This window comes from Rhizorhabdus histidinilytica (assembly GCF_900167915.1).
Taxonomy (GTDB): Bacteria; Pseudomonadota; Alphaproteobacteria; order Sphingomonadales; family Sphingomonadaceae; genus Rhizorhabdus; species Rhizorhabdus histidinilytica.
Genome location: NZ_FUYM01000003.1, coordinates 90,867 through 111,851 on the forward strand (window position 1 = coordinate 90,867; position 20,985 = coordinate 111,851).

Below are 20,985 nucleotides of genomic sequence, written 5' to 3' on the forward strand. Positions count from 1 at the left end.
GCTGGCAAAGGGTGACTGTGTCAGAACCTTCTCGCCTCCTCGCCGCCGATCAGGCCCCAGCCGGCATGGTGTTCGTGCCGGGCGGCGTCTTCACCATGGGATCGGACCGCTTCTATCCGGAGGAAGCGCCGGCGCGGAAAGTGCGCGTCGATCCCTTCTTCATCGACGAGACGCCCGTCACCAACGCAGACTTCGCCCGCTTCGTCGCCGCGACCGGGCATGTCACCTGCGCCGAGATTCCGCCCGACCCGAAGGACTATCCCGGCATGCTGCCCGAACTGGCCCATGCCGGATCGGCGGTGTTCACCCGGACCGCCCATCCCGTCGACACCCGCGATCCGTCGCAATGGTGGCGGTTCGTCCTGGGCGCGGACTGGCGCCACCCCTGCGGCCCCGACAGCTCGATCGACGGGCTTGACGATCATCCTGTCGTTCATGTCGCCTGGGCCGATGCGGAAGCCTATGCGCGCTGGGCGGGCAAGGCGCTGCCGACCGAGGCCGAATGGGAATTCGCGGCGCGCGGCGGGCTGGAGAATGCCGACTATGCCTGGGGTGACGAACTGGCGCCGGGTGGACGGATGATGGCGAATTACTGGCAGGGCCTGTTCCCCTATGCCAACACCCTCGACGATGGCTGGGAGCGAACGTCGCCGATACGCAGCTTCCCGTCCAACGGCTTCGGCCTCTACGACATGATTGGCAATGTCTGGGAATGGACCAGCGACTGGTACGCCCCGCCGAAGATCGAGCGCAAGGCCCGGGGCAGTTGTTGCATTCCTGCCAACCCGCGCGGCGCGCGCAAGCATGACAGCTTCGATCCCCAGTCGCCCGCGCGGATTCCGCGCCGGGTGCTGAAAGGGGGATCGCACCTCTGCGCCTCCAATTACTGCCAGCGCTACCGCCCCGCCGCGCGCCACCCCGAGGCGATCGACACGAGCACCAGTCATATCGGCTTCCGCTGCATCGTACGGATCGGATGACGACCTACTGAGGTTCAGAGCTAAGGCATAGCGAAACGCGGCTCGACACCAGCTCGCCGCCGGCGGCTGTCGCGGAGGTTGCTCGCAAGCGCGCTCCTGCCGGGCGGCTCGGCGAGCCTGACCGCTATTGCAGATCGACGATCGCGCGGGCCGTTCGCCTCAGCACCAGCTTGAAGTTCGCGACTTCGGCCGGGTCTTCGGGCCGATAGGGGCGCTCGTCGCCCAACTGCTCCGGGTTGCAGACATAATGAAGGATGCTCCCGCTGAGCAGGTTGACGAGGTGCATCGAGCTGTTTTCCGCAAAGCGGCCACTGGCGACGCCCTCGCTGATGATGTCGCGCATCATCTGCAGCGCGCTGCCCGAAAAGGTCGGGGAATAGTCCTCGGGGTGCGCGGCATTGGCGCAATTGCGAAGGATCAGCCGCGCCGCGGTCGGATGGGCCACCATATAGTCGACCCAGCCGTCGACGAGCAGCATGAGCTTCTCCCAGGGGTCGTCGGCTCCGGCGAGCCGCTCCTTGCTATGCCGGATCAGGCTTTCGTGGATATGGGCGAAGACGTCGCCGTAAAGCTCCTTCTTGCTCCTGAAATAATAGAAGATGGCAGCCCGCTTGATGCCGATCGCCTCGCCGATGGCTTCGAGCCGCGCCGCCTCATAGCCCAGTTCGGCAAAATCCTTCTGGGCCGTCTCAAGGATGTTCTGACGCGTGACCTCGCCCTTGTTGAGCTTCATTCCGATCCGGCACCCGTTCCGCGATTACGCAGCGCCTCGTCTGCCAGCCGGGCTGGAACATGTCAATTTACTTACCAATAAGTAAATTGAGCGGGTGAGAGATGCGAGATAAATTATATAAATAATCTTTTATATTCTGATATTTATCTAGAATTTTTGGGATTTCTCATCAGCATTCATATTATTGCTTTCCGTTGAATGGGAGAAAAAACGACTTGCAAGTAAGTTTAGTCCGGGTGCATCCCAGCACCGTTCAGGGGCTGGCACGGCGCCACGGACATCCGATGCGCGAGGCCGGGAAAACCAAATGCCCGGTCCACGAATTGGGAGAGGATGATGGCGAAGAAAGCGGATTACGGCATGGGCGAATTGCCCGTTCGCTCGCGCGAATCCCGTCTCCGGGCCGATCGCAAATATCGAAACCGAGCAATGACGACATGACCGACACCACCCACCGACCGGTTGCATGGAGCCCGCCGCCACGGCCCGAATGGCTGGCGCGCTTTCTGGAGGAAACGCGCGCCTGGGACGCGGCGACCGTCGCACCGCTCGATGCCGACGAACTCATCACCACCGCGACGCGCAACACCGGGCTTTCGGATTTCGGCCCCGACGATTGGCGCGAACCCTTCGATATCCTGGTGCGCGCGATCGAAGAGGAGGCGGAGCTCCACCTGTTCGGTCGGCTGTGGAGCCGGCAGGACCTGCTGCTCTTCCTCGAGACCCGACTGAGGATCGAAGAGACCTACCGGCAGCATCCCGAAATAGAGGACGAGGTCATCTCGCAGCCCGTCTTCGTCACCGGCCTGCCGCGTTCGGGAACCTCGATCCTGTTCGAGCTGCTGGCCCAGGACGGGCAATTCCTGGCTCCCGCCAATTGGGAGCTGGTGCTCCCCTGCCCGCCGCCCGAAGCGGCGACCTACCGGGACGATCCGCGCGTACCGCGTGCGCACGACCTGATCACGCAGATGGGACGAGTCGCGCCGACCTATCAGGCGATGCACGAGATGGGTGCCTGGATTCCCAACGAATGCGGCGTCGCCTTCCGGATGAGCTTCCGTTCGCAGCATCTCGCCGCCGGATTTCAGGTGCCGAGCTACTCGCAATGGCTGTTCGCGGCCGACCAGAAACCGGCCTATGCCTATTACAAGCGGCTGCTCAAACTCCTGCAATGGAAGAACCCGCGGGCGCACTGGCTGTTGAAGACGCCCGAGCACCAATCCTTCCTGCCGACCCTGTTCGACATATTTCCCGATGCCCGCGTTATCATGACGCACCGCGATCCGGTGAAGGCGCAGGGTTCGGTGACGAACCTGCTCGGCACGATCTACTGGATGCGCAGCGACAAGCCCTTCGACGCGGCGGCCTTCGAGCAACTGCTGACGCCCGAAGGCACCGCCGCTCGCCTGGACCAGGTCATCGAATGGATCGAGACCGGCGTGGTCCCGCGCGAACAGGTGATCCATTCGCTCTACGCCGATCTGGTCGAGGCGCCTCTCGACGCGCTGGAGCAGCTCTACGCGCGGATGGGACTTCGCTTCGACGACAGCGCGCGGGCGGCGGTGGCCCAGTACCTGGCCGGCAAGCCCCAGGGAAAGTTCGGCGCGCATCGCTACGCCGTCGACCGCGACGATCGCACGCGCGGGCTGTTCGCGGCCTATCAGCGCTACTTCAACGTGCCGCAGGAGGACTGACGGAATGCAAGCACATGACATCGCGCTGCGTGACGCGTGGGGCCGCTTCTGCGACGAGTTGAAGGCCAAGGGCGACATCATCTTCCGCGAGACGGCCGCGAGCAACCCGGTCGACCGGGCGGCGGGAATCCGCCTGCTCTCCCGCAACATAGCACTCGCGCTCGCCTTCGAGATGGAGAATGCGGACCCCCAGCACCCCGAGGTCATGCATTATTTCGATCCGATGCGGAAACAGGGCGGCGACAACACCGACGCCCTCTATGTCGGCGCGCCGATCAATGGCACGGACACCTACCGCGTCACCGGCCATCGCGGCAGTGCCCGCTATTTCAGCGTAACGGTGGTCGAGCGCGGCGACACGCCCTGGGGCGGCGCCGTCGCCGCCACCCTGTTCGGCGACCAGATCGAGGTCGCTCCCGATGGAAGCTTCGAGCTCTGGCTAAGCCCCGATCCCCAACCGGGCAACTGGATCAAGACGACACCGGAGACCTTCCGGCTCACTTTCCGCCAGTTCTTCGCCGACTGGGAAAACGAAAAGCCGATGGAAGCGCGCATCGACCGCCTGACCGGCGACGGGGCGCCCCCGCAGCTGACGCCGGAAACGGTGACCGGCGGACTTGCCGCCGCGGCCCATTGGATCGGCTGGTCGGTGACCTATTGGGCGGACATGATCGACAAATGGAAGGTCCGACCCAACCAATTCCTTTCCTATCGCCAGCTCGACGACAACAAGATCGACGCCACGCCGGGCGGAGAGCCGCTGATCGCCTATTGGATCCTGCCGCCCGACGAGGCGCTGATCATAAGGGTCCGCCCCCCACAGGCACAATATTGGGCGGTCGAGTTCGGCAATTACTGGTGGGAGACGATGGATTACCGCTACCGGCTCGCCAATACCAACTGCCACTATGCGGCCTTGGAGGAGGATGGCGAGCTGATCGTCGTGGTCAGCCATGACGACCCCGGCCTCCCCAACTGGCTGGACCCTTCGGGGCATAGCGAGGGCTATGTCACCTATCGCTGGATGCTGGCCGACCATTATCCGGTGCCGCAATGCCGACAGGTCAAGCGCGCCGAGCTGTTCGATCATCTGCCCGAAGGGGTCAGGCGCATCTCGCGGGAGGAGCGCGCCGAGCAACTGGCCGGCCGCCGGCGCGGAATCGTCAGCCGCTTCAAATGGTAAAGCCCGCGAGGCTGAAACGCTTCGCGATCTCCGCCAACGACCCGAGGCGCGCCGCGAGCGCGCCTCGCCTGTTTCGGCCCTCGCCCTAGGGGGCACGCCCCCACTCACTTCAGCTTATTGCCGCCCTTGGTGGGTCAAGACGACGCCGGGGACGATATCGCCGTCGCGCTGCTCAAGCTCGGCTTTCAACGGCAGACGGGTTCGCCACTCACCGGTGGCGTCATGGATCGCGTTGACGATCGCCGGGCCCACACAGATCACCCCTGGCTCACCGACCCCCCCCGGCGCAGCGGTGGATTGCATCACATGCACCTCGACCTCGGGCATCTCGTGGATACGCGTCGGTTCATAGGCGTCGAAATTGCGCTGCTCGATCTCGCCGTCCTTCAGCGTGATCCGATTGCGCAGCACCGCCGACAGCATGAAGCCCGTGCCGCCTTCGAACTGGGCGCGGATATTGTCGGGGTTGATAGGGATACCGCAATCGACCGCGACGACGATGCGCTCGACCTTCACCAGGCCGCGCTCGACTTTCACCTCCGCAACCACCGCGAACATCGAACGATGCGATGCATGGACGGCGATCCCCCGTCCGCGCCCCTTGCCCAGCGGTCGTCCCCAATCGCTCTTTTCCGCGGCCAACTTCATTGTCGCGACGAGTCGCGGGTCCTTCTCGATCAGCCGGGTCCGATAAGCGACGGGGTCGACCTTGGCGAGATGGGCAAGCGCGTCGATCATCACTTCGACGACATGCGCCGTGTGCGAATGGGCGACCGAACGCCACCAGGTCACCGTCACCTGCTCGTCGCTCTGATACGCAAGGGTTCTGAAATTGGGCGCCGTATAGGGATGATCGATCAGCCCGCTGACCGTCGTCACGTCGAGCCCGTCGTGGATGGTGTGGGGCGCATAGGCCGTTCCCTTGGTGATCGACTTGCTGACCACCACATGGTCCCACGCCGTGATCTCGCCGGCAGCCCCTATGCCGACGCGGGCCTTGTGATAGCTCATCGGGCGAAAGAGACCGGCCTCGAAATCATTCTCCCGGGTACGGAAGACCAGGATCGGCTTGTCGCCGCCATAGGCCTTCAGCACCTCCGCCGCCTCCACCACATAGTCGGAAAGGGGATCCGACCGCCGACCGAAGGAACCGCCGGCCAGCAGCGTGTTGATGATCACCCTGGCCGGGGGAACACCCATGATCCCCGCGACCGCATATTGATCGAGCGATTGCGACTGACTGGCCGTCCATAGCTCGATCTCGCCGCCCGCCCGACGTTGGATCACCGTTGCCAGCGGCTCCAGGGGAGCATGGGCGAGATAGGGGAATTCGAATTCGAACTCGATGGTCTTCGTTGCATCCGCGAAGCCCGCCGCCACGTCGCCCCGCTCCGCCGCCTTCAACGTGGCGGTAGCGGCGGCCGCCTTGAAATCGGTCATGATCTGGTCGGTCGAACGATTTTCGGCGGCGCTGAAGTCCCATTGCGCGGAGATAGCCTTTTGACCCTTGATCGCTGCCCAACTGTTGCTGGCGATGACGGCTATCCCCATCGGGACCGCCAGCACGTCGATCACGCCCCTGACCTTGCGAGCCGCCTCGGCATCGAAGGAGGCCAGCTTGCCACCGAAGCGTGGCGAACGTTGTACCGTCGCGAAAAGTTGGCCCGGCTGGCGCATATCCAGCGTGTAGACCGCCTTGCCGTTCGTCTTGTCGGCAACATCCAACCGCCGCAGGTCCTGCCGGCCGATCAGGGTAAAGGCGCGGACATCCTTCAGGACAGGCTGCTCCGGCACCGGAAGGCGGGCCGCCGCCACCGCGACCTCGCCGAAACCGACGCTGCGCCCTCCGGCACGGTCGACGATCCGTCCACCACGCACCTCTATCGCCTCCGGGGCGGTACCCCAGGCGGCAGACGCAGCAGCGACGAGCATGGCACGCATCGCCGCCGCCGCGCGACGCAGTTGCATCCAGCTATTCGACGTCGAGTTGGACTCGCCGGTGCCCTGCAGCGGCCCGAAGAAGAGATTGTTATAGAGCTTGCCGTTGGCCGGTGCGAAGGCGAAGCGCATCTGCGCCCAATCGGCGTCGAGTTCTTCGGCCACGATCGTGCACAGGCCAGTGGCGACCCCCTGCCCCATTTCCAGATGCTTGATCTGGACGGTGACCGTACCGTCATCGGCAATCGAGATGAAGGTGTTGGGCTGAGGCGCAGCGGGCGGCGGCCCATGCTCGACCTGCGCCGGCGCCGGATCGAACGGAAGATAGGTCGCAAGGACGAAGGCTCCCGCCGACTTGAGGAAACCGCGCCTGCTCGTCGCTGCCGTCATGCCCATGGTCGTCCCTTTTCGCTTCCTCCCGCCACCCGCCCGCTACGCGAGCCCCAGGATCGCACGCGCTTCAGCGGGCTTCGCGACACGGCTGCCCAGCGCTTCGACGATGATTCGTGCCCTTTCGACCAGGGCGGCGTTGGAGGGGGCCAGCACGCCACGATCCAGATAGACCGAGTCCTCAAGACCGACACGCACATGCCCGCCCGCCAGCAAGGACTGCGCCACGGCCGGATAGGCCGCGCGGCCGATGCCGAACGCCGTGAACGCACTCCCGGCCGGTAGCAGCCCCCGCGCGTAGAGAATGGTTTCCGGGCTCGGCTGGAAGCCGTACTTCACCCCCATCACGAAGGAACAGAGCGGCGCCGGCTCCAGCGTTCCGTCGGCCACCAGATCCGCCAGCAGCGCGATATCGCCGGAATCGAACAGCTCGATCTCGGGTTTGACGCCGGCTTCCCGGATTACCCTAGCCATCCGCCTGATGTTGGCGGGGGTGTTGATCACCACTGCCCTGCCGGAGTTCATCGTATTGAGATCCAGCGTGCAGATCTCGGGCCGGAGTTCACCGATATGCTCGACCCGTAGTTCCGGCCGCAGCAATGTCGTCCCCGGCCCGGCACGCGCCGGGTCATCCTCCGAAGGGACATAGCGCCCGCCGGGCCCGGTGGTGACGTTCAGGATCAGGTCTGGATTGGCTTGGCGAATGCGGTCGACCGCCTCGCTATAATGAGCCAGTTCCATCGATGGCGCGCCGGTGTCGGGATGGCGAACATGGAGATGGACGATGGCGGCGCCGGCGCTTGCCGCTTCCAGCGCGGACTCGGCGATCTGCTTCGGCGTGATCGGCAGATATGGCGTCTGGTCGGGCGTGGTCAGGTTGCCGGTGACGGCACAGGTGACGATCGCCGGCGTCTGGATATCGAAGGATCGACCGCTCATAGCGCCCGCCCGCCGTCGACCTGGACGATGTGCCCGGTCGAATAGGTCAGGTGCGTACAGCAGGCAATGATCGCACGCGCCACCTCCTCGGCGGACGCGACCCGCCCCAGTGGAGTGTTCGCTGCCACCTTGGCCGAGAAATCCGCGCCGCGACCGGGCACGAAGCTGGTATCCACCACGCCGGGCGAGACCGCCAGCACCCGCACCTCGGGCGCCAGGACGCGCGCAAGCGCCTTGGTCATCACATCTATGCCGGCTTTCGCGGCGCAATAGGCGATGTTCGACCCTATCCCCGTGAAGGCGGCTATCGAGGACAGCGATACCACCACGGCGTCGCCGGATTTGCGCAGCAACGGCGCCATCGTCCGGATCGTCGAGAACTGCGCACGCCAGTTGGTCTGCATCATCGAGTCGATGATCTCATCGGTCAGGGCATCGAGATCGGCATGCGGGATGGAATGGGTGAAACCCGCGGCGTTGATCAGGACGGCGATCCCACGCGGATCGTCCGCCAGCCGGTCGCGCAGCGCTTCGAGCGCGGCACTGTCGGTGATCTCCAGCCCGCTGAAGCCATGCCGCCCGGGCAGGCTACGGATCAGGGCCTCGCCCCGCTCGCGGGCCTGTTCGCGATCGACCAGATGGATATCGGCACCGAGCGCGGCGAGTTGCTTGGCGGTTTCGCTGCCGATGGCGCCGGTGGCGCCGAAGACGATCGCGACCTTGCCTTCGAGAGTCATGTCCGGTCCTTCATTCGATGGGGGGGGTCGGCAGGATCGCTTCGCCGGGAACGAGGACGAAACGGCGATGGAGGCGGAAGCCGGCGTCGGGATGATCCGGATCGATCGGGCGATAGCCGCCGACCAGCGCAGGTTTCACGCCGAACACGGCGTCACTGGCCAGATACTCGTCGTCATCGACGAACATCTGGGTGATAAGCGTCGTCCTGCCGGGCTTGTACAGCATGATGTGGAGATGCGCCGGCCGCATCGGGTGGCGGCCGAGCGCCCGAAGCAGTCCGCCTACCGGCCCATGGGTCGGCACCGGATAGCCTGCCGGCATGATGGAGTGAAAAGCGAAACGGCCCTGGACATCCGTCATGAAGCGGCCGCGCAGGTTCATCTCTGCCTGATCGGGGTCCTGGTTTTCGTAGAGTCCGACGGGCGAGGCCTGCCAGACATGCACCTCGACGCCTTCTATGGGCCCGCCGTCGGGATCGACGGCCTCGCCCTCGACGTAGAGCGGTACGCCACCCGTGCCCGTCTGATCGATGGTGGCGCCGTTCGCCAACAATGGCGCGCCCATCCGCCAGAAGGGACCGAGCAGCGCCTCGTCGTCATATTGGCTTTCGCTGCAGACCAGCGACGACAGGCCGAGCACGTCGGAGAGGAGGACAGTTTCGTTATGCGTCGCGCTGTTGGTCGCGACGACCGCGTTCAGGAATTCGATTCCGACATGCATTTCCTCGGGCGTCAACCGGACGTCGCGTGCGAAATCATGCAGGTGCCGCACCAGCGAAGTCATGACCTCGCGCAGCCGCCCATCATCGCCACCGAATGTCGCGAGCACGGCCTTCGTTATATCGGTTTCCAAGATCATCGTCCTACTCGCCTCAAAGTGCCGACAACCAACAATCGATTGCAGATTCTCCGAAAAACGATCGTTCACGCAAGTGGGACCAGCCATGCGGCAACGATCGCGCCCAGGAAGAAACCGCATCCGAAGACGAAATGCGCCATCAGCGTCATGATTCGAATACGACCGGGAAACGGCGTTTTCGCCGCCGCTATGCCATGGCCCAGCGCAGGCATGATCACGAACCAGGCGAAGACGACGGTGCTCAACCCCATCGTCAGCGCCGGCAGCGGAGTCGGCCGCTCCGCCCAGTCGCGCCCCATGATCAACAGCAACGCGCCCGCGAAGACGATGCCGGTGATATAATGCGCGGTGGTACCCAGCAGCCGCTCACCCGTGCCGAACGTCGGCGGCCCCGGCTGAGCGGGCACCGGTCGTTCGACAAACGGCGTCAGCCAGCGGCCCAGGATCGCCCAGTTGGGTGCGCGGACGCCGAAGAACCGCTCCAGCGCCCAACCCCACAGGTCGAACAGCAGCACGGCAACCACGCCCACCACGATGGCGCGCGCCACGATATCCCCCATGATCATCATCCTTGCGCCGCCCGGCGCGGCTTCAGGCCAGGGTGAAATCCCGGCCGGTTTCGGAAAGCATCTCGACGAAGCTCTGGGTGGCGGGCGACAGCGTCCGCCGCGCCGGCGTGATCACCGAGATGGTGAAGCGCGCGGGTGGATCGACCAACGGGCGCGCCACGACGTTGAAGGCCGGCAATATCCGCGTCGCCCAGGATGGCCAGATAGCCACCCCCAACCCCGCGCCAACCATGCCGAGCGAGGTGAACATCTGCCGCACCTCGATAGCCGGCGGCACATGGACGCCGGCCAGCCGCAGCCGCACGTCCAGGGACCGCCGCACGTCTGGCGATCCCGCCAGTCCGACGATCGAAACGTCGCGCAAGTCCTGCGACCGTATCTCCCTGCGCTGCGCCAACGGGTGGGTCGACGGACAGATCAGCACCAGTTCCTCGTCGATCAGCCGCCTGCTGTGGACATCTTTCAGCTCGCCGGCGAAGGTGCCGAGCCCGCAGTCCGCCTGGCCCGATGCCACCCGCGCGACGATCTCCTGCGGCGTGATGTCCTCCACCATCACCACGATGTTCGGATAGGTAGCGCGGAAGCGGGCGATCACCGACGGGAGCATCAGTGCCGCCACCACCGGCGGCGCCGCGACCGTCACACGTCCCCGCTTGCGCGCGACCAGTTCGTCCGCGCTCGTCAGCGCATTCTCCACCTCGATGAGAATCCGACGGGCGTGCGCCATGAACTCCTCGCCCGCCTCGGTGAGCTGAACGGTCCGCGTCGTCCGCTCCAGCAGGCGGACGCCCACCGCGGTCTCCAACTCGCGCATCAGCACCGACAACGACGATTGGGTCGAATTGACCGCCGTCGCGGCCGCGGTGAAGCTGCCGGTGTCGACGATCGCCACGAAGGCCCGGATCTGCTTGAGCGTCACGTTCATCGCAGCCAATCCTAGCGCCCTTTGACGCCAGCGTTAAACGCGGATGTTCACCGCTCAGCAGCATGCGATCCTCGCTTCGATCGCCGGGGTATATTCCGCCTCGGCAAGGATGCGCTCGATCGACTGGAGCAGTTGCTCCCGACGCCGGGCGAGGGTGGTTTCCGAATAGAGCAGCCTGCCGCCGCGCTTGCGCAGTTGTCCGCCGACGAACACCGTATCGACGTTCGATGGTGCGGATTGCCACACCACTGACTGCACCGGCTCATGCACCGGGAACATGTTCATCGCGTTGGCGTCGATCAGGATGACGTCAGCCTGCTTGCCGGGCGTCAAACTGCCGATCCGATGCTCCATGCACAACGCGCGCGCGCCGCCGATCGTGGCATAGCGCAGGATATCCTCGGACGGCACCGGCAGCTTCGTCAACGGTGGCAAGCCTTGCGCCTCGTTGATCCGATGCTCCATTGCACGCTGGAACAGCATCGACAGCCGCATTTCGCTGAACATGTCGCCATTGGCGATCGGGATGCTGTCCACGCCCAGCGACGGCATCGCCCCCAAGGTGCGCAGCCGGCCGGTCAACGGATCCGCGGCATGGACATGCAGTTCGATCATCGACGTGACGGTGACCGACGCCCCCGAATCGACGACGATCTTCAGCTCTTCCTCGTCCAGATAATTGCCGTGGACGACGTTGTGGGTCGCATCGAGCAGACCAAGCCGCGCCGGGATACGGAAGCCCTCGGGCGATAGCCGATCCTTCAGCCGCCGCGCCGCATGCGAGCTGGACATCAGCCCCAGCTCCTTGACCATTCGGAAATCATGCTCGACCACCTCGGGCACCGAGAATTGCGGCCCCAGGATCGCGGCGGCCAGCGTCACCAGCCGATCGTCGGAGGTGAACCGCCCGCGGCGCAACGCCTCCAGCCGCTCGCGCGGATGGGGCTTGTGGGTGAAGGGGATGCCATCCTCGCCCGTCATCGGCTTGGCCGAACCATGGCCGAATACCGCGCGGATTCCGACCTCCTCCAGTGCATCGACCGAACGTTCGGCATGCTCCAGACTGGTGATGTCGTGGCACCAGTCGAAGATAGTCGTCACGCCGCCGTTGAGCTGTTCGAGCGCACCGAACAACGTACCGATATAATTGTCTTCCGGCTGGAAACGGGTGGCAAGGTTGCCGTGCATGACCCGGTGATAGTCGGGGCCGGTCCAACCTCCCCCGATCGACCGCAACCCGCTCTGCCAGCTATGGAGATGCGCGTTGATCAGACCGGGCATCACGATCATGCCCCGAGCATCGACCACCTCGGCATCCCCCGCCTCGACATGGGGGCCAACCGCCACGATCCGCTCGCCCTCGATCAGGACGTCGCCCTTCGGCAACACGCCGATCGCGGAATCGACGCTGACGATGACACCGCCACTGATGAGGGTCCGGCTCATGCAAGGCTCGCGAAATGGGCGTAGGAGGGATCGTCGCGCAACACATCGGCGGCATGGACATATTCGACCTGGGCATCGAATTCCTCGCGGCCCATCACCCTGATCCGGCGATGGTCCTTCAACGTGAGACGGTTGACCAGGCCCCAGCGGCCATCGCGACGCTCCCAATTGTCGAGATAGCGCGAATGGGTGTCGCGATCCTCGACCTGGCCATCCGCCCGGCCCACGATCAGATGCGCGGTGGCAGTCGTCTCGCTCACCGCCCTGTCGCCCTTCACCTCGATCAGGACGTTGCCGATCGTGTGGCGGTTGTAGAGCATGTCGGTGTGCGCCTTCATCAGCCAGGCGACGAAATCGTCCCAGCTACCGTCGAACATGCCGAGGAATTTCATCGTCGCGCCGGGATGGGCGATCGAGCGCAACAGATCGGGATCAAGCCGATCGAGCCCCCGCGGATAGCTATAGATGAGATCCCTGACCGCCGCCTTCGCGATCAACTGCTCCAAGACCTCGCCCATGTAATGCTCCCGTCATGCCGCCGCGTGCCGATCCGCGGCCATTGCGACAGGAGGCTAAGCCTGCTCAATTTATTTAACAAATGAATGATTATAAATATGATATCGTTTTTCACTATTAATTACCTTTGCATCTGTACGATGGGCCGCGCCCACACTAAGCTGGATAGCAATCGATTGTAGGAGATATATGGCCGTGCATGAGCGCATCCAACCAGAAGGCGTGTTCGAACCGGTGAAGGGCCTCTATTCCCAGATCATCGTCACCGAGGCCACCAAACGCTACGAAATCGCCGGCACGCTCGCCTATGATGCCGACGGCAATCTTCCGGACGGGCTTGCGGATCAGTGCCGCAATGTCATGGAGAATATCGACATCTCGCTGAAGGCGGTGGGATTGACCCCGGCCAATGTCATACGGATGCGCATCTACACGCTGGATATGGACGCCTTTCTGAAGGAGGCGATCGGCATCGTGTTCGGCTATTTCGGCGACACCCGTCCGACCTCCACGCTGGTCGAGATCAAGCGGCTCGCCAATCCCAGGATGCTGGTCGAGATCGATCTGACCGCCGCCTGACCGCGCGGCGCCGCCCCCTTTTTCCGACAGGAGACCGAATATGAGCTGTGCCTGCCCGCCGCGTCGCGATTTCCTCCAGACCGTCGCCGCGGCCGCCGGCGTCGCCATCGCCGCGGGCAGCTCCGCTGCGGCCGCCGCCAAACCCGAAGAGCATGCCGGCCACGCCCTGGCATCGCCGGCCGGCAGGGCCGCCGCGATCGACACCCATGCCCATCTCTGGCCGACCGAATATCTCGACGAGCTCGAACGGTTGGGTGACAAGAGCACCGCCATCGCCCGCAACATGCGCGCCACCGACAGCGAGGCCGATCTGGCGCACCGGCTGGCCAATATGGATGCCGCCGGTGTGCGCACCCAGTTGCTGTCACCGACGCCGCAAGTGCCGCAGATGGGCGACCCCGCCGACGCGGCCAAGGTCGCTCGAATGATCAACGACGTCTATGCCGGCCTGATCCGCAAATATCCGGGCCGGTTCCTGGCCTATGGCGCGGTGCCGCTGCCACATGTCGACGAGGCGATCAGGGAAGCGCGCCGCTCGATCACCGAATTGGGCTTCAAGGGCGTCGCGATCAACACGCTGACGGCAACGAGGATCTCCGTCGCCGACCCCGCTTTCCTCCCATTTTACGAGGAGATGAACCGGCTGGGGGCAATCGTCTACATCCACCCCACCGGCTGCGCCGCCAACAGCTCGATGATGAAGGACTTTCGCCTGGAATGGGTGGTCGGCGCTCCGATCGAGGACAGCCTCGCCGCGCTCCACCTGTTGAAGGCCGATATCCCCCACAAATTCCCGAACATCCGCTTCCATGTCGCCCATCTGGGTGGGGCGCTTGCCTTCATGATGCAGCGGATCGAGGATAATTTCACCGACTGGAAGGCGTTCCCGCGCAGCCCCTGGGCGGAGTTGCGGAAATTCTGGTTCGACACCGCCAACTTCCACGTGCCGGCGCTGCTGTGCATGGATCAGACCTTCAGTTCGGACCGCCTGCTGCTGGGCAGCGATTTTCCCTATTTCCAAGATGAAAAATACACCCGTGCGGTGAGCTACGTGCAGAAATCGGGCCTGTCGCCGGATAAGGTTCGCGCAATCCTGAGCGGCAACGCCGCGAAGCTGCTGGGTCTCGGCGCCAAACACGGATGAACCGAGCGATGCAGCCGCTGCTCGACCGGCGGTCCGTGCTGGGCGGTATCGCGGCCGGCGCGGCACTGCTCGGCGCGAGCCGCGTCGGTGCGACCGAGGAGATCGACGTCGCCACCAACCTGTCGGTCGCGATGCGCGACGGCACGCTGCTGCGCGCCGACCTCTATCGGCCGGCAGGCCCGGGCCCCTTCCCCACGCTGATCCAGCGCACACCCTACAACAAGGACATGTTCGCGGGATTGGGTCGCATCTTCGCGGCGCGCGGCTTCCTGACGGTGATCCAGGACATGCGCGGCCAGTTCGCTTCCGAGGGCCGCTTCCTGCCCTGGGTCCATGAAGGCGACGACGGCTATGACAGCATCGAATGGGCGGCGCGTCTGCCGCAGTCCAACGGTCGGGTCGGCACCTTCGGCGCCTCCTATTCAGGTTTCTGCCAATGGCAGGCGGCACTCCGCCGGCCACCGCATCTCGCCGCCATGGCGGTACAGGTCGCCCCAGCCGATCTCTATGAGCAATGGGTCTATCCGGGCGGCGCGTTCGCCCTGTCGTTCAACGAGACCTGGTTGCTCCATAACGTCGCGGCCTCCGCCGCGGCGCGTCTGCCCGACGGAAAGGCGATTCAGGCAGGCATGGCGCGCGACTATGCGGCGCTGCGTGATCATTGGTACGATCACCTGCCGCTCGACGATTTTCCGCCGCTGCTGCCGGACCGCCCGGAGCTGACCGGCTATTATTTCGACTGGCTGAAGCACCACCCGACACGAGACGACTATTGGCAGGCGCTCAGCCTCCGCGGTCGTCACGGCCGCATTTCCGTGCCGGTGCTAAACTTCGCCGGATGGTACGACGTCTTCCTGGCCGGCACGATCGAGAATTACCAAGCGATGCGCGATCACGGCGGCAGTCGGGTTGCGCGCCGCAACAGCTCACTCGTCATCGGCCCCTGGGCGCACCTCAACTGGGGAACAAGGCTCGGCGACGTCGATTTCGGCGCTGCGGCCGTCAGCCCCTTCGTCGACATGACCGCCGCCTGGTTCGATCGCTGGTTGCGGAACCATGGCAACGCCGGCCCGGCCGACGAGGCACCGATCCATTATTTCATGATGGGCGAGAATCGCTGGCGCACCGCATCCAATTGGCCGCCCGGCCCGCCACGGCCGGTCCCCTATCATCTCGCAAGCGGCGGCCGGGCCAATTCCCTGGCCGGGGACGGACGGCTCGATACCGCCCCACCTGCACCTCGATCCAAGCCCGACAGATTCGTCTATGATCCCGCCACCCCGGTGCCCAGCATCGGGGGCCATAGCTGTTGCTACGGCCCGGAATCGCCGATGGGCCCCTATGACCAGCGCCCGGTCGAATCCCGCTCGGACGTGCTCGTCTATACGAGCGACGCGCTTCCCGCCGAGCTCGCGATCGCCGGCCCGGTGACGGTCGAACTCTGGGCGGCGACCAGCGCGCCGGACACCGATTTCACCGCCAAGCTGGTCGCAGTGGAACCCGATGGACGCGCGATCAACCTGTCCGACGGGATCATCCGTGCGCGTTATCGCAACGGCTTCGAGCATCCCGAGCCGGTCCAACCCGGCACAGCGCACCGCTATCGCATCACGCTCAACCCCACTGCCCACCTCTTCAAGGCGGGACATCGCATTCGGGTCGAGATTTCGAGCAGCAACTTTCCGACCTATGATCGCAATCCGAACAGCGGCGATCCCATCGGCCGCTCCATACGGATGATGCCGGCCCAACAGGTCGTCTTTCACGACGAGAGCCATCCATCGGCGCTGATCCTGCCCGTGCAGGTCCATTGACGGACGGAAAGCAGTTGACAATCGCGAGCGTAGATTACAAACGATTGCAAAGAGTGGAGATCGATATCTTTCCGCTCATCCGAAAAGATTCCCGAGCACGTCTCGTGACGCGGCCGGAGAGACTGGATCTGACTTCAAAAGGACAAATTTAATGGGGGCTTCCAACGGGCCGCAACGCAGGCTGCGTATTCATGAGCGAGCAACGACGGTCGAGGATGTCCGCCTGACGGTGGAAGAAGGTGGGATCGGGGGGCTGAGCGATCCCGAGCTGATCGTCGAGGTCGCCTGCGCGGGGGTCAATCCCAGCGACGCCAAGGCCGCTATCGGGATGATGCCCTATGCTGTTTGGCCGCGCACGCCGGGCCGCGATTTTGCGGGCCGCGTCGTCGATGGCCCAAGCGACCTGCTTGGCCGCGAAGTGTGGGGATCGAGCGGCGACCTCGGCATCCGTTGCGACGGTACCCATGCCACGCATATCGGTCTCCGCCGCGACTGCGTTGCCTTCAAACCCAGCACCGTCTCGCTGATCGAGGCGGGAGCGGCGGGTGTGCCCTTCGTCACCGCCTGGGAAGCGCTGTCGCGCATGACCCTGCCGACCAGGGGAGAGACCGTGCTGGTGTTCGGTGCCAACGGCAAGGTCGGCCAGGCCGCCATCCAGATGGCAACGATGCTGGGAGCCCGTGTCATCGGCGTGGCGCGCGGCGATGAAGGCTATATTGGCCATGCCAACAGCCCGATCGAGATGATCCATTCCGATAATGAGGACGTGCCAGAGCGGGTGAAGGAACTCACCGGCGGCATCGGCGCTCCTATCGTTTTCAATACCGTCGGCAGTCCCTATTTCGCCGATGCCGCGCTATGCTTGGCGAAGCATGGCCGGCTGATGATGATCGGCACGATCGACCGGGTGGTACCCTTCGACATCCTGCAATTCTACCGCGGCCAGCACCGCTATTTCGGCATCGACACGCTGGCCCTCGACACCAGGACGACGATCGGGGTGCTCGCCACGCTGACCCCGCATTTCGAGGCCGGGCTACTCAAACCCTTCCCGGTGGTCGATCGGGCGATCTTCGGGCTCGAGGACGCTGCCGAAGCCTATGCCAAGGTGCTGCGATCGGATCGCGATCGGGTCGTGCTGGTGCCGCGCTGACATGCATCTGAGGCGCTTCGCGGACGCCCTCCCCTATCAGGCGGTCGGACATGAAGGGATGCGCTGCCTGCGCCTCCAGGGCATGGACGCAGGGCCCATGGACAATTTCTGGATGGCCGCCTCGGTGATCGAACCGGGCGGCCGGATCCTGCCGGGCGCGTCGCCGCTCGAAAAGGCCTATGTCGTTCTGGAAGGGGAGGTGACGATCAGCGGTGCCGAAGGCCCGATGATCCTGTCACTCTGGGACAGTTGCCGGATCGCCCCGCACGAGACCCGCGCCGTGCACAACCATGCCGAGGACCGCGCGGTTCTCATGCTGGTGATGGCGACGCCGCCGTCCACCTGAAGCCTGGCCGACGGCGGCCATGCCGTCTCAGGCCCGGGGATGCGGTAAACTATCGGATCTTGCGCGGCGGCGCGGTGGATTCCCGCACGATCAGCGACGGCGTCAACACCACGTTGCGCTGGACCGTCTCATCGCCCTGGATGCGCGACAGCAACAGGCTGGCCGCCTGCCGGCCGATCTCCTGATGGCTGATCCGCACGGTGGTGAGGGGGGGCGAGATCATGTCGACCAGCGGCATGTCGTTATGCCCGATCACGGAGATATCGCGGGGGCAGTTGACACCCTTCTCGCGAAGGATGTCGTAAACCCCCAGCGCGAGCAGATCATTGGCGGCGACGATCGCGGTTACCCGATCGTTGCCCGCCAGCAGTTTCTCAGCCGCCCGAGCCCCCTCTTCCCGGGAATATGACTTCGTGGGTTCGATCGACGGCTCGATGCCCAGCTTGTGCGAGTTGATCGCCTGGGTGAAGCCCAGCCGGCGCAGATGGCCGGTCGATGTCGTCTCCGGACCCGCGACATGGGCGATATGCTTGTGGCCGAGTTCGACGAGATGCTCGACGGCCAACTGCATTGCGAGACCGTCATCGGAGACCACCGCCGACAAACGCCGCTTCTCCTCGGCACGGTTGACGAGCACGGCCGGCAGTTCCTGCTCGACGCAGAAGGCGACCAGCGGGTCATCGCGCCGGACGGTCGCAAGGATCAGCCCGTCGATTCGCCGCGCGACGAATTGCCGGGTCAGTTCGAGCTGGCGCGCCGGCTCGTCGCCGACGTCGGCGATCACCAGCGAATAGCCGGCGCTTGCCAGCCGCTCGGCCGCACCGCTCAGGATCATGGAGAACAGCGTGTTGGAGATGTTCGGGATCAACGCCCCGATCAGGCGCGAACGCCCGGTTCGCAGCGCCGCTGCCAGAAGATTCGGCCGATAACCCAGATCCTGGGCCACCTGCAGCACGCGCGCGACGACATCGTCAGCCACCAGCGATCGGGTCGCCGGGTTCAGCGCGCGCGATACGGTCGAAGGATGGACCCCTGCTTCGCGCGCCACATGCTTGAGGGTGAGGTTGGATCCGGGGCCAGCCTTGCTTCTGCCGTTCATTCCTCGCCCAATCGTAAAGTGCCTTATTCGTACCAAGCGTTTGCAACCCGTATAGAGCAATAGTTGATTGACATCCTCTTTCAATAACTGCAATCGATTGCTATCCAAGACATCCCCGATGTGGCGGAGCAGAAACGGATCGTCGGCCGACCGGCGCGACCGACCGAGCATAGGAGGCCGTGCCGTGAACATCCGCCCAACCGCGGCCCTAGCCGCCGCCATCCTGCTGGCCGGCCATGCGCCATCCTATGGCGGCGCTCCACAGAAGGCGACGACGACGGCCGATTGGCCAAGCTACAATGGCTCGCTGACGTCCGAACGGTTTTCGCCCCTCGATCAGATCGACGTCAACAACGTCGGCAACCTCAAACGCCTCTGCGCCTATGATACCGGCGAGACGACAAGCTTCGAGACCGGCCCGATCGTGATTGGCGGTGTCGCCTACATCACCACCGACAGCACCACCTTCGCGATCGACGCGACGACCTGCCGGTTGAAATGGCGCCGCACCGTCGACTACCCCGCCCCCTCGGCGATGCGCGGCCAACGCGGCGCAGCCTATGCGGACGGGCGGATATTTCGTGGCAATGGCAACGGCCACGTCTATGCCCTCGACGCCGCCACCGGGGAGATGCTGTGGGACACCGCCATCGGGGATCCCCGGCGCGGCGAAACCGCGCCGGCGGCCCCGATCACCTGGAACGGCCTGGTCTTCACAGGCACCGCCGGCGGCGGCATGTATGGCGTCAGCGGCACGGCGACGGCGCTCGATGCGCGCACCGGCAAGCCGGTGTGGACGTTCCGCCTGGTTCCCGGCATCGGCGAAGGGCCGCCCGAAGTCGAGAAGAGCTGGCAGGCGCCCGGCGTGCCCCGCGGCGGCGCAGGGAGCTGGACCTCCTTCACCCTCGATCCGCGTAGCGGCCGGCTCTACATACCGACCGGCAATCCATCGCCCATCTTCACCGCCCCCTTGCGTCCGGGCGACAATCTCTATGCCAATTCGATCGTCGTGCTCGATGCGATGACCGGCCGCTATATCGATCACAAGCAGCTCATCCCCAACGACACGCATGATTGGGACGTCTCGGCGACGCCCGCGCTGATCACCACGGCCAGGGGTGCCGAGCTCACCGTCGCCGGGATCAAGGATGGCCATGTCTACGCCATCGATCGCGCCAGCAACGCGATCCGTTACCGGACGGCGGTAACGCACGTGGAAAATGCCGATCAGCCGATCGTCGCGGCAGGCACCCGCTTTTGCCCGGGCGTGCGCGGCGGCGTCGAATGGAATGGTCCGGCCTTCTCACCGAAGCTCAACAGCATCTTCGTCGGATCGGTCGATTGGTGCACCACCGTCAGCGTCGCCGCCGCGGACGAAGTCATGAAAAGCGCGAAGATCGGCCGCCCCTGGACCGGCGAGCCCGCCGGCGGACCGATATATGGCGTGCAGGACAGGGAGTGGGGTGGCTTCCTTACCGCGATCGACGCCGATACCGGAGCGATCCGCTGGCAGCATCGCATGCCGACGCCGATGGTCGGCGCCACGCTCGTCACCGCCGGCGGCATCGTCCTGACGGGCGATCTCAACGGAACGATCCAGGCCTGGGACGCCGCATCCGGCGCTGAGCTGTGGCACCATGCCGGCGACGATCCCGTCGGCGGCGGCATCGTCACCTACACCGTCGGACAGCGCCAATATGTCGCGGTGGCAGCCGGATCGCGCGCCATGCTCTGGCCGACTGGCAAAGGCGATACCGCGAAGCTGCTCCTTTTCTCATTGCCAAGCTAAGTCGGACTTCCCCTTCGGGATTGGCGACGGAAGTCGCCTCCGGCCGTTCGCGACTCGCCATCGCTCTCCGCCTCAAACAATCCATTGCATAATTTCAATGACTTCCCTGAGATTCGGCATATCAATCACGACCTGACCGAAACGTGTCATCA

Annotated in this window: 19 protein-coding genes; 9 read left to right on the plus strand and 10 right to left on the minus strand. The window is 64.7% G+C overall.

Going from position 1 to position 20,985, the window contains the following annotated elements:
* The first annotated feature begins 65 nt into the window (after positions 1 to 65).
* Positions 66 to 980, plus strand: a complete 915-nt coding sequence (locus tag B5X82_RS07050; RefSeq protein ID WP_079647424.1) for a formylglycine-generating enzyme family protein — start codon at positions 66 to 68, stop codon at positions 978 to 980.
* Between the two features lie 124 nt (positions 981 to 1,104).
* On the opposite strand, the gene B5X82_RS07055 is transcribed toward B5X82_RS07050, so the two are convergent.
* Complete coding sequence (locus tag B5X82_RS07055) at positions 1,105 to 1,713, minus strand: TetR/AcrR family transcriptional regulator (protein WP_079647425.1); 609 nt, start codon at positions 1,711 to 1,713, stop codon at positions 1,105 to 1,107.
* Between the two features lie 437 nt (positions 1,714 to 2,150).
* Between B5X82_RS07055 and B5X82_RS07060 the strand changes: the two genes are divergently transcribed.
* Entirely contained in the window at positions 2,151 to 3,407 is a 1,257-nt protein-coding gene (locus tag B5X82_RS07060; RefSeq protein ID WP_079647426.1) for a sulfotransferase family protein, read from the plus strand.
* Between the two features lie 4 nt (positions 3,408 to 3,411).
* On the plus strand, positions 3,412 to 4,590 hold the full coding sequence (locus B5X82_RS07065) for a DUF1214 domain-containing protein (RefSeq protein ID WP_079647427.1): 1,179 nt from the start codon (positions 3,412 to 3,414) through the stop codon (positions 4,588 to 4,590).
* Between the two features lie 114 nt (positions 4,591 to 4,704).
* On the opposite strand, the gene B5X82_RS07070 is transcribed toward B5X82_RS07065, so the two are convergent.
* The 8 genes from B5X82_RS07070 to B5X82_RS07105 are packed head-to-tail and all read right to left on the minus strand — an operon-like array spanning position 4,705 to position 12,911.
* The gene (locus B5X82_RS07070) at positions 4,705 to 6,918 is read right to left on the minus strand and encodes a xanthine dehydrogenase family protein molybdopterin-binding subunit (protein WP_209045931.1); all 2,214 of its coding nucleotides are present in this window, start codon (positions 6,916 to 6,918) and stop codon (positions 4,705 to 4,707) included.
* Positions 6,919 to 6,960: 42 nt separating this feature from the next.
* Positions 6,961 to 7,857: a BKACE family enzyme gene (locus B5X82_RS07075; protein ID WP_079647429.1), complete on the minus strand. Its 897-nt coding sequence runs from the start codon at positions 7,855 to 7,857 to the stop codon at positions 6,961 to 6,963.
* Positions 7,854 to 8,594 (minus strand): SDR family NAD(P)-dependent oxidoreductase, encoded by a 741-nt coding sequence (locus B5X82_RS07080; RefSeq protein WP_079647430.1) that lies wholly within the window; start codon positions 8,592 to 8,594, stop codon positions 7,854 to 7,856. The genes B5X82_RS07075 and B5X82_RS07080 overlap by 4 nt, the downstream gene beginning before the upstream one ends.
* Before the next feature lie 10 nt (positions 8,595 to 8,604).
* Entirely contained in the window at positions 8,605 to 9,522 is a 918-nt protein-coding gene (locus tag B5X82_RS07085; RefSeq protein ID WP_235862621.1) for a dioxygenase family protein, read from the minus strand.
* Positions 9,519 to 10,013 (minus strand): DUF2938 family protein, encoded by a 495-nt coding sequence (locus tag B5X82_RS07090; protein ID WP_079647895.1) that lies wholly within the window; start codon positions 10,011 to 10,013, stop codon positions 9,519 to 9,521. The genes B5X82_RS07085 and B5X82_RS07090 overlap by 4 nt, the downstream gene beginning before the upstream one ends.
* A 31-nt stretch (positions 10,014 to 10,044) precedes the next feature.
* Positions 10,045 to 10,947 carry a LysR family transcriptional regulator gene (locus B5X82_RS07095; protein ID WP_235862622.1) on the minus strand — a complete coding sequence of 301 codons (903 nt, stop codon included), beginning with the start codon at positions 10,945 to 10,947 and terminating at the stop codon, positions 10,045 to 10,047.
* 54 nt (positions 10,948 to 11,001) lie between these two features.
* Positions 11,002 to 12,393 (minus strand): amidohydrolase family protein, encoded by a 1,392-nt coding sequence (locus tag B5X82_RS07100; RefSeq protein ID WP_079647433.1) that lies wholly within the window; start codon positions 12,391 to 12,393, stop codon positions 11,002 to 11,004.
* Positions 12,390 to 12,911, minus strand: a complete 522-nt coding sequence (locus B5X82_RS07105; RefSeq protein WP_079647434.1) for a nuclear transport factor 2 family protein — start codon at positions 12,909 to 12,911, stop codon at positions 12,390 to 12,392. Before B5X82_RS07105 ends, B5X82_RS07100 begins: the two co-directional genes overlap by 4 nt.
* A gap of 187 nt (positions 12,912 to 13,098) precedes the next feature.
* On the opposite strand from B5X82_RS07105, the gene B5X82_RS07110 reads away from it, so the two are divergent.
* The 5 genes from B5X82_RS07110 to B5X82_RS07130 all read left to right on the plus strand — a co-directional run bounded on the left by B5X82_RS07110 (position 13,099) and on the right by B5X82_RS07130 (position 17,945).
* Positions 13,099 to 13,488 carry a RidA family protein gene (locus B5X82_RS07110; RefSeq protein WP_235862623.1) on the plus strand — a complete coding sequence of 130 codons (390 nt, stop codon included), beginning with the start codon at positions 13,099 to 13,101 and terminating at the stop codon, positions 13,486 to 13,488.
* Between the two features lie 40 nt (positions 13,489 to 13,528).
* The gene (locus B5X82_RS07115) at positions 13,529 to 14,632 is read left to right on the plus strand and encodes an amidohydrolase family protein (protein ID WP_079647435.1); all 1,104 of its coding nucleotides are present in this window, start codon (positions 13,529 to 13,531) and stop codon (positions 14,630 to 14,632) included.
* Positions 14,629 to 16,446, plus strand: a complete 1,818-nt coding sequence (locus B5X82_RS07120) for a CocE/NonD family hydrolase (protein WP_079647436.1) — start codon at positions 14,629 to 14,631, stop codon at positions 16,444 to 16,446. The genes B5X82_RS07115 and B5X82_RS07120 overlap by 4 nt, the downstream gene beginning before the upstream one ends.
* Before the next feature lie 151 nt (positions 16,447 to 16,597).
* Positions 16,598 to 17,599, plus strand: a complete 1,002-nt coding sequence (locus B5X82_RS07125) for a quinone oxidoreductase family protein (RefSeq protein WP_079647437.1) — start codon at positions 16,598 to 16,600, stop codon at positions 17,597 to 17,599.
* 97 nt (positions 17,600 to 17,696) lie between these two features.
* Positions 17,697 to 17,945, plus strand: coding sequence for a cupin domain-containing protein (locus tag B5X82_RS07130; protein ID WP_209045933.1), 249 nt, complete (start codon positions 17,697 to 17,699; stop codon positions 17,943 to 17,945).
* Positions 17,946 to 17,994: 49 nt separating this feature from the next.
* Here B5X82_RS07130 and B5X82_RS07135 read toward each other — a convergent pair whose 3' ends face one another.
* Positions 17,995 to 19,215: a LacI family DNA-binding transcriptional regulator gene (locus B5X82_RS07135; protein WP_209045935.1), complete on the minus strand. Its 1,221-nt coding sequence runs from the start codon at positions 19,213 to 19,215 to the stop codon at positions 17,995 to 17,997.
* A gap of 13 nt (positions 19,216 to 19,228) precedes the next feature.
* Between B5X82_RS07135 and B5X82_RS07140 the strand changes: the two genes are divergently transcribed.
* Positions 19,229 to 20,833 carry a pyrroloquinoline quinone-dependent dehydrogenase gene (locus B5X82_RS07140; protein WP_176152491.1) on the plus strand — a complete coding sequence of 535 codons (1,605 nt, stop codon included), beginning with the start codon at positions 19,229 to 19,231 and terminating at the stop codon, positions 20,831 to 20,833.
* The last annotated feature ends 152 nt before the right edge of the window (positions 20,834 to 20,985 follow it).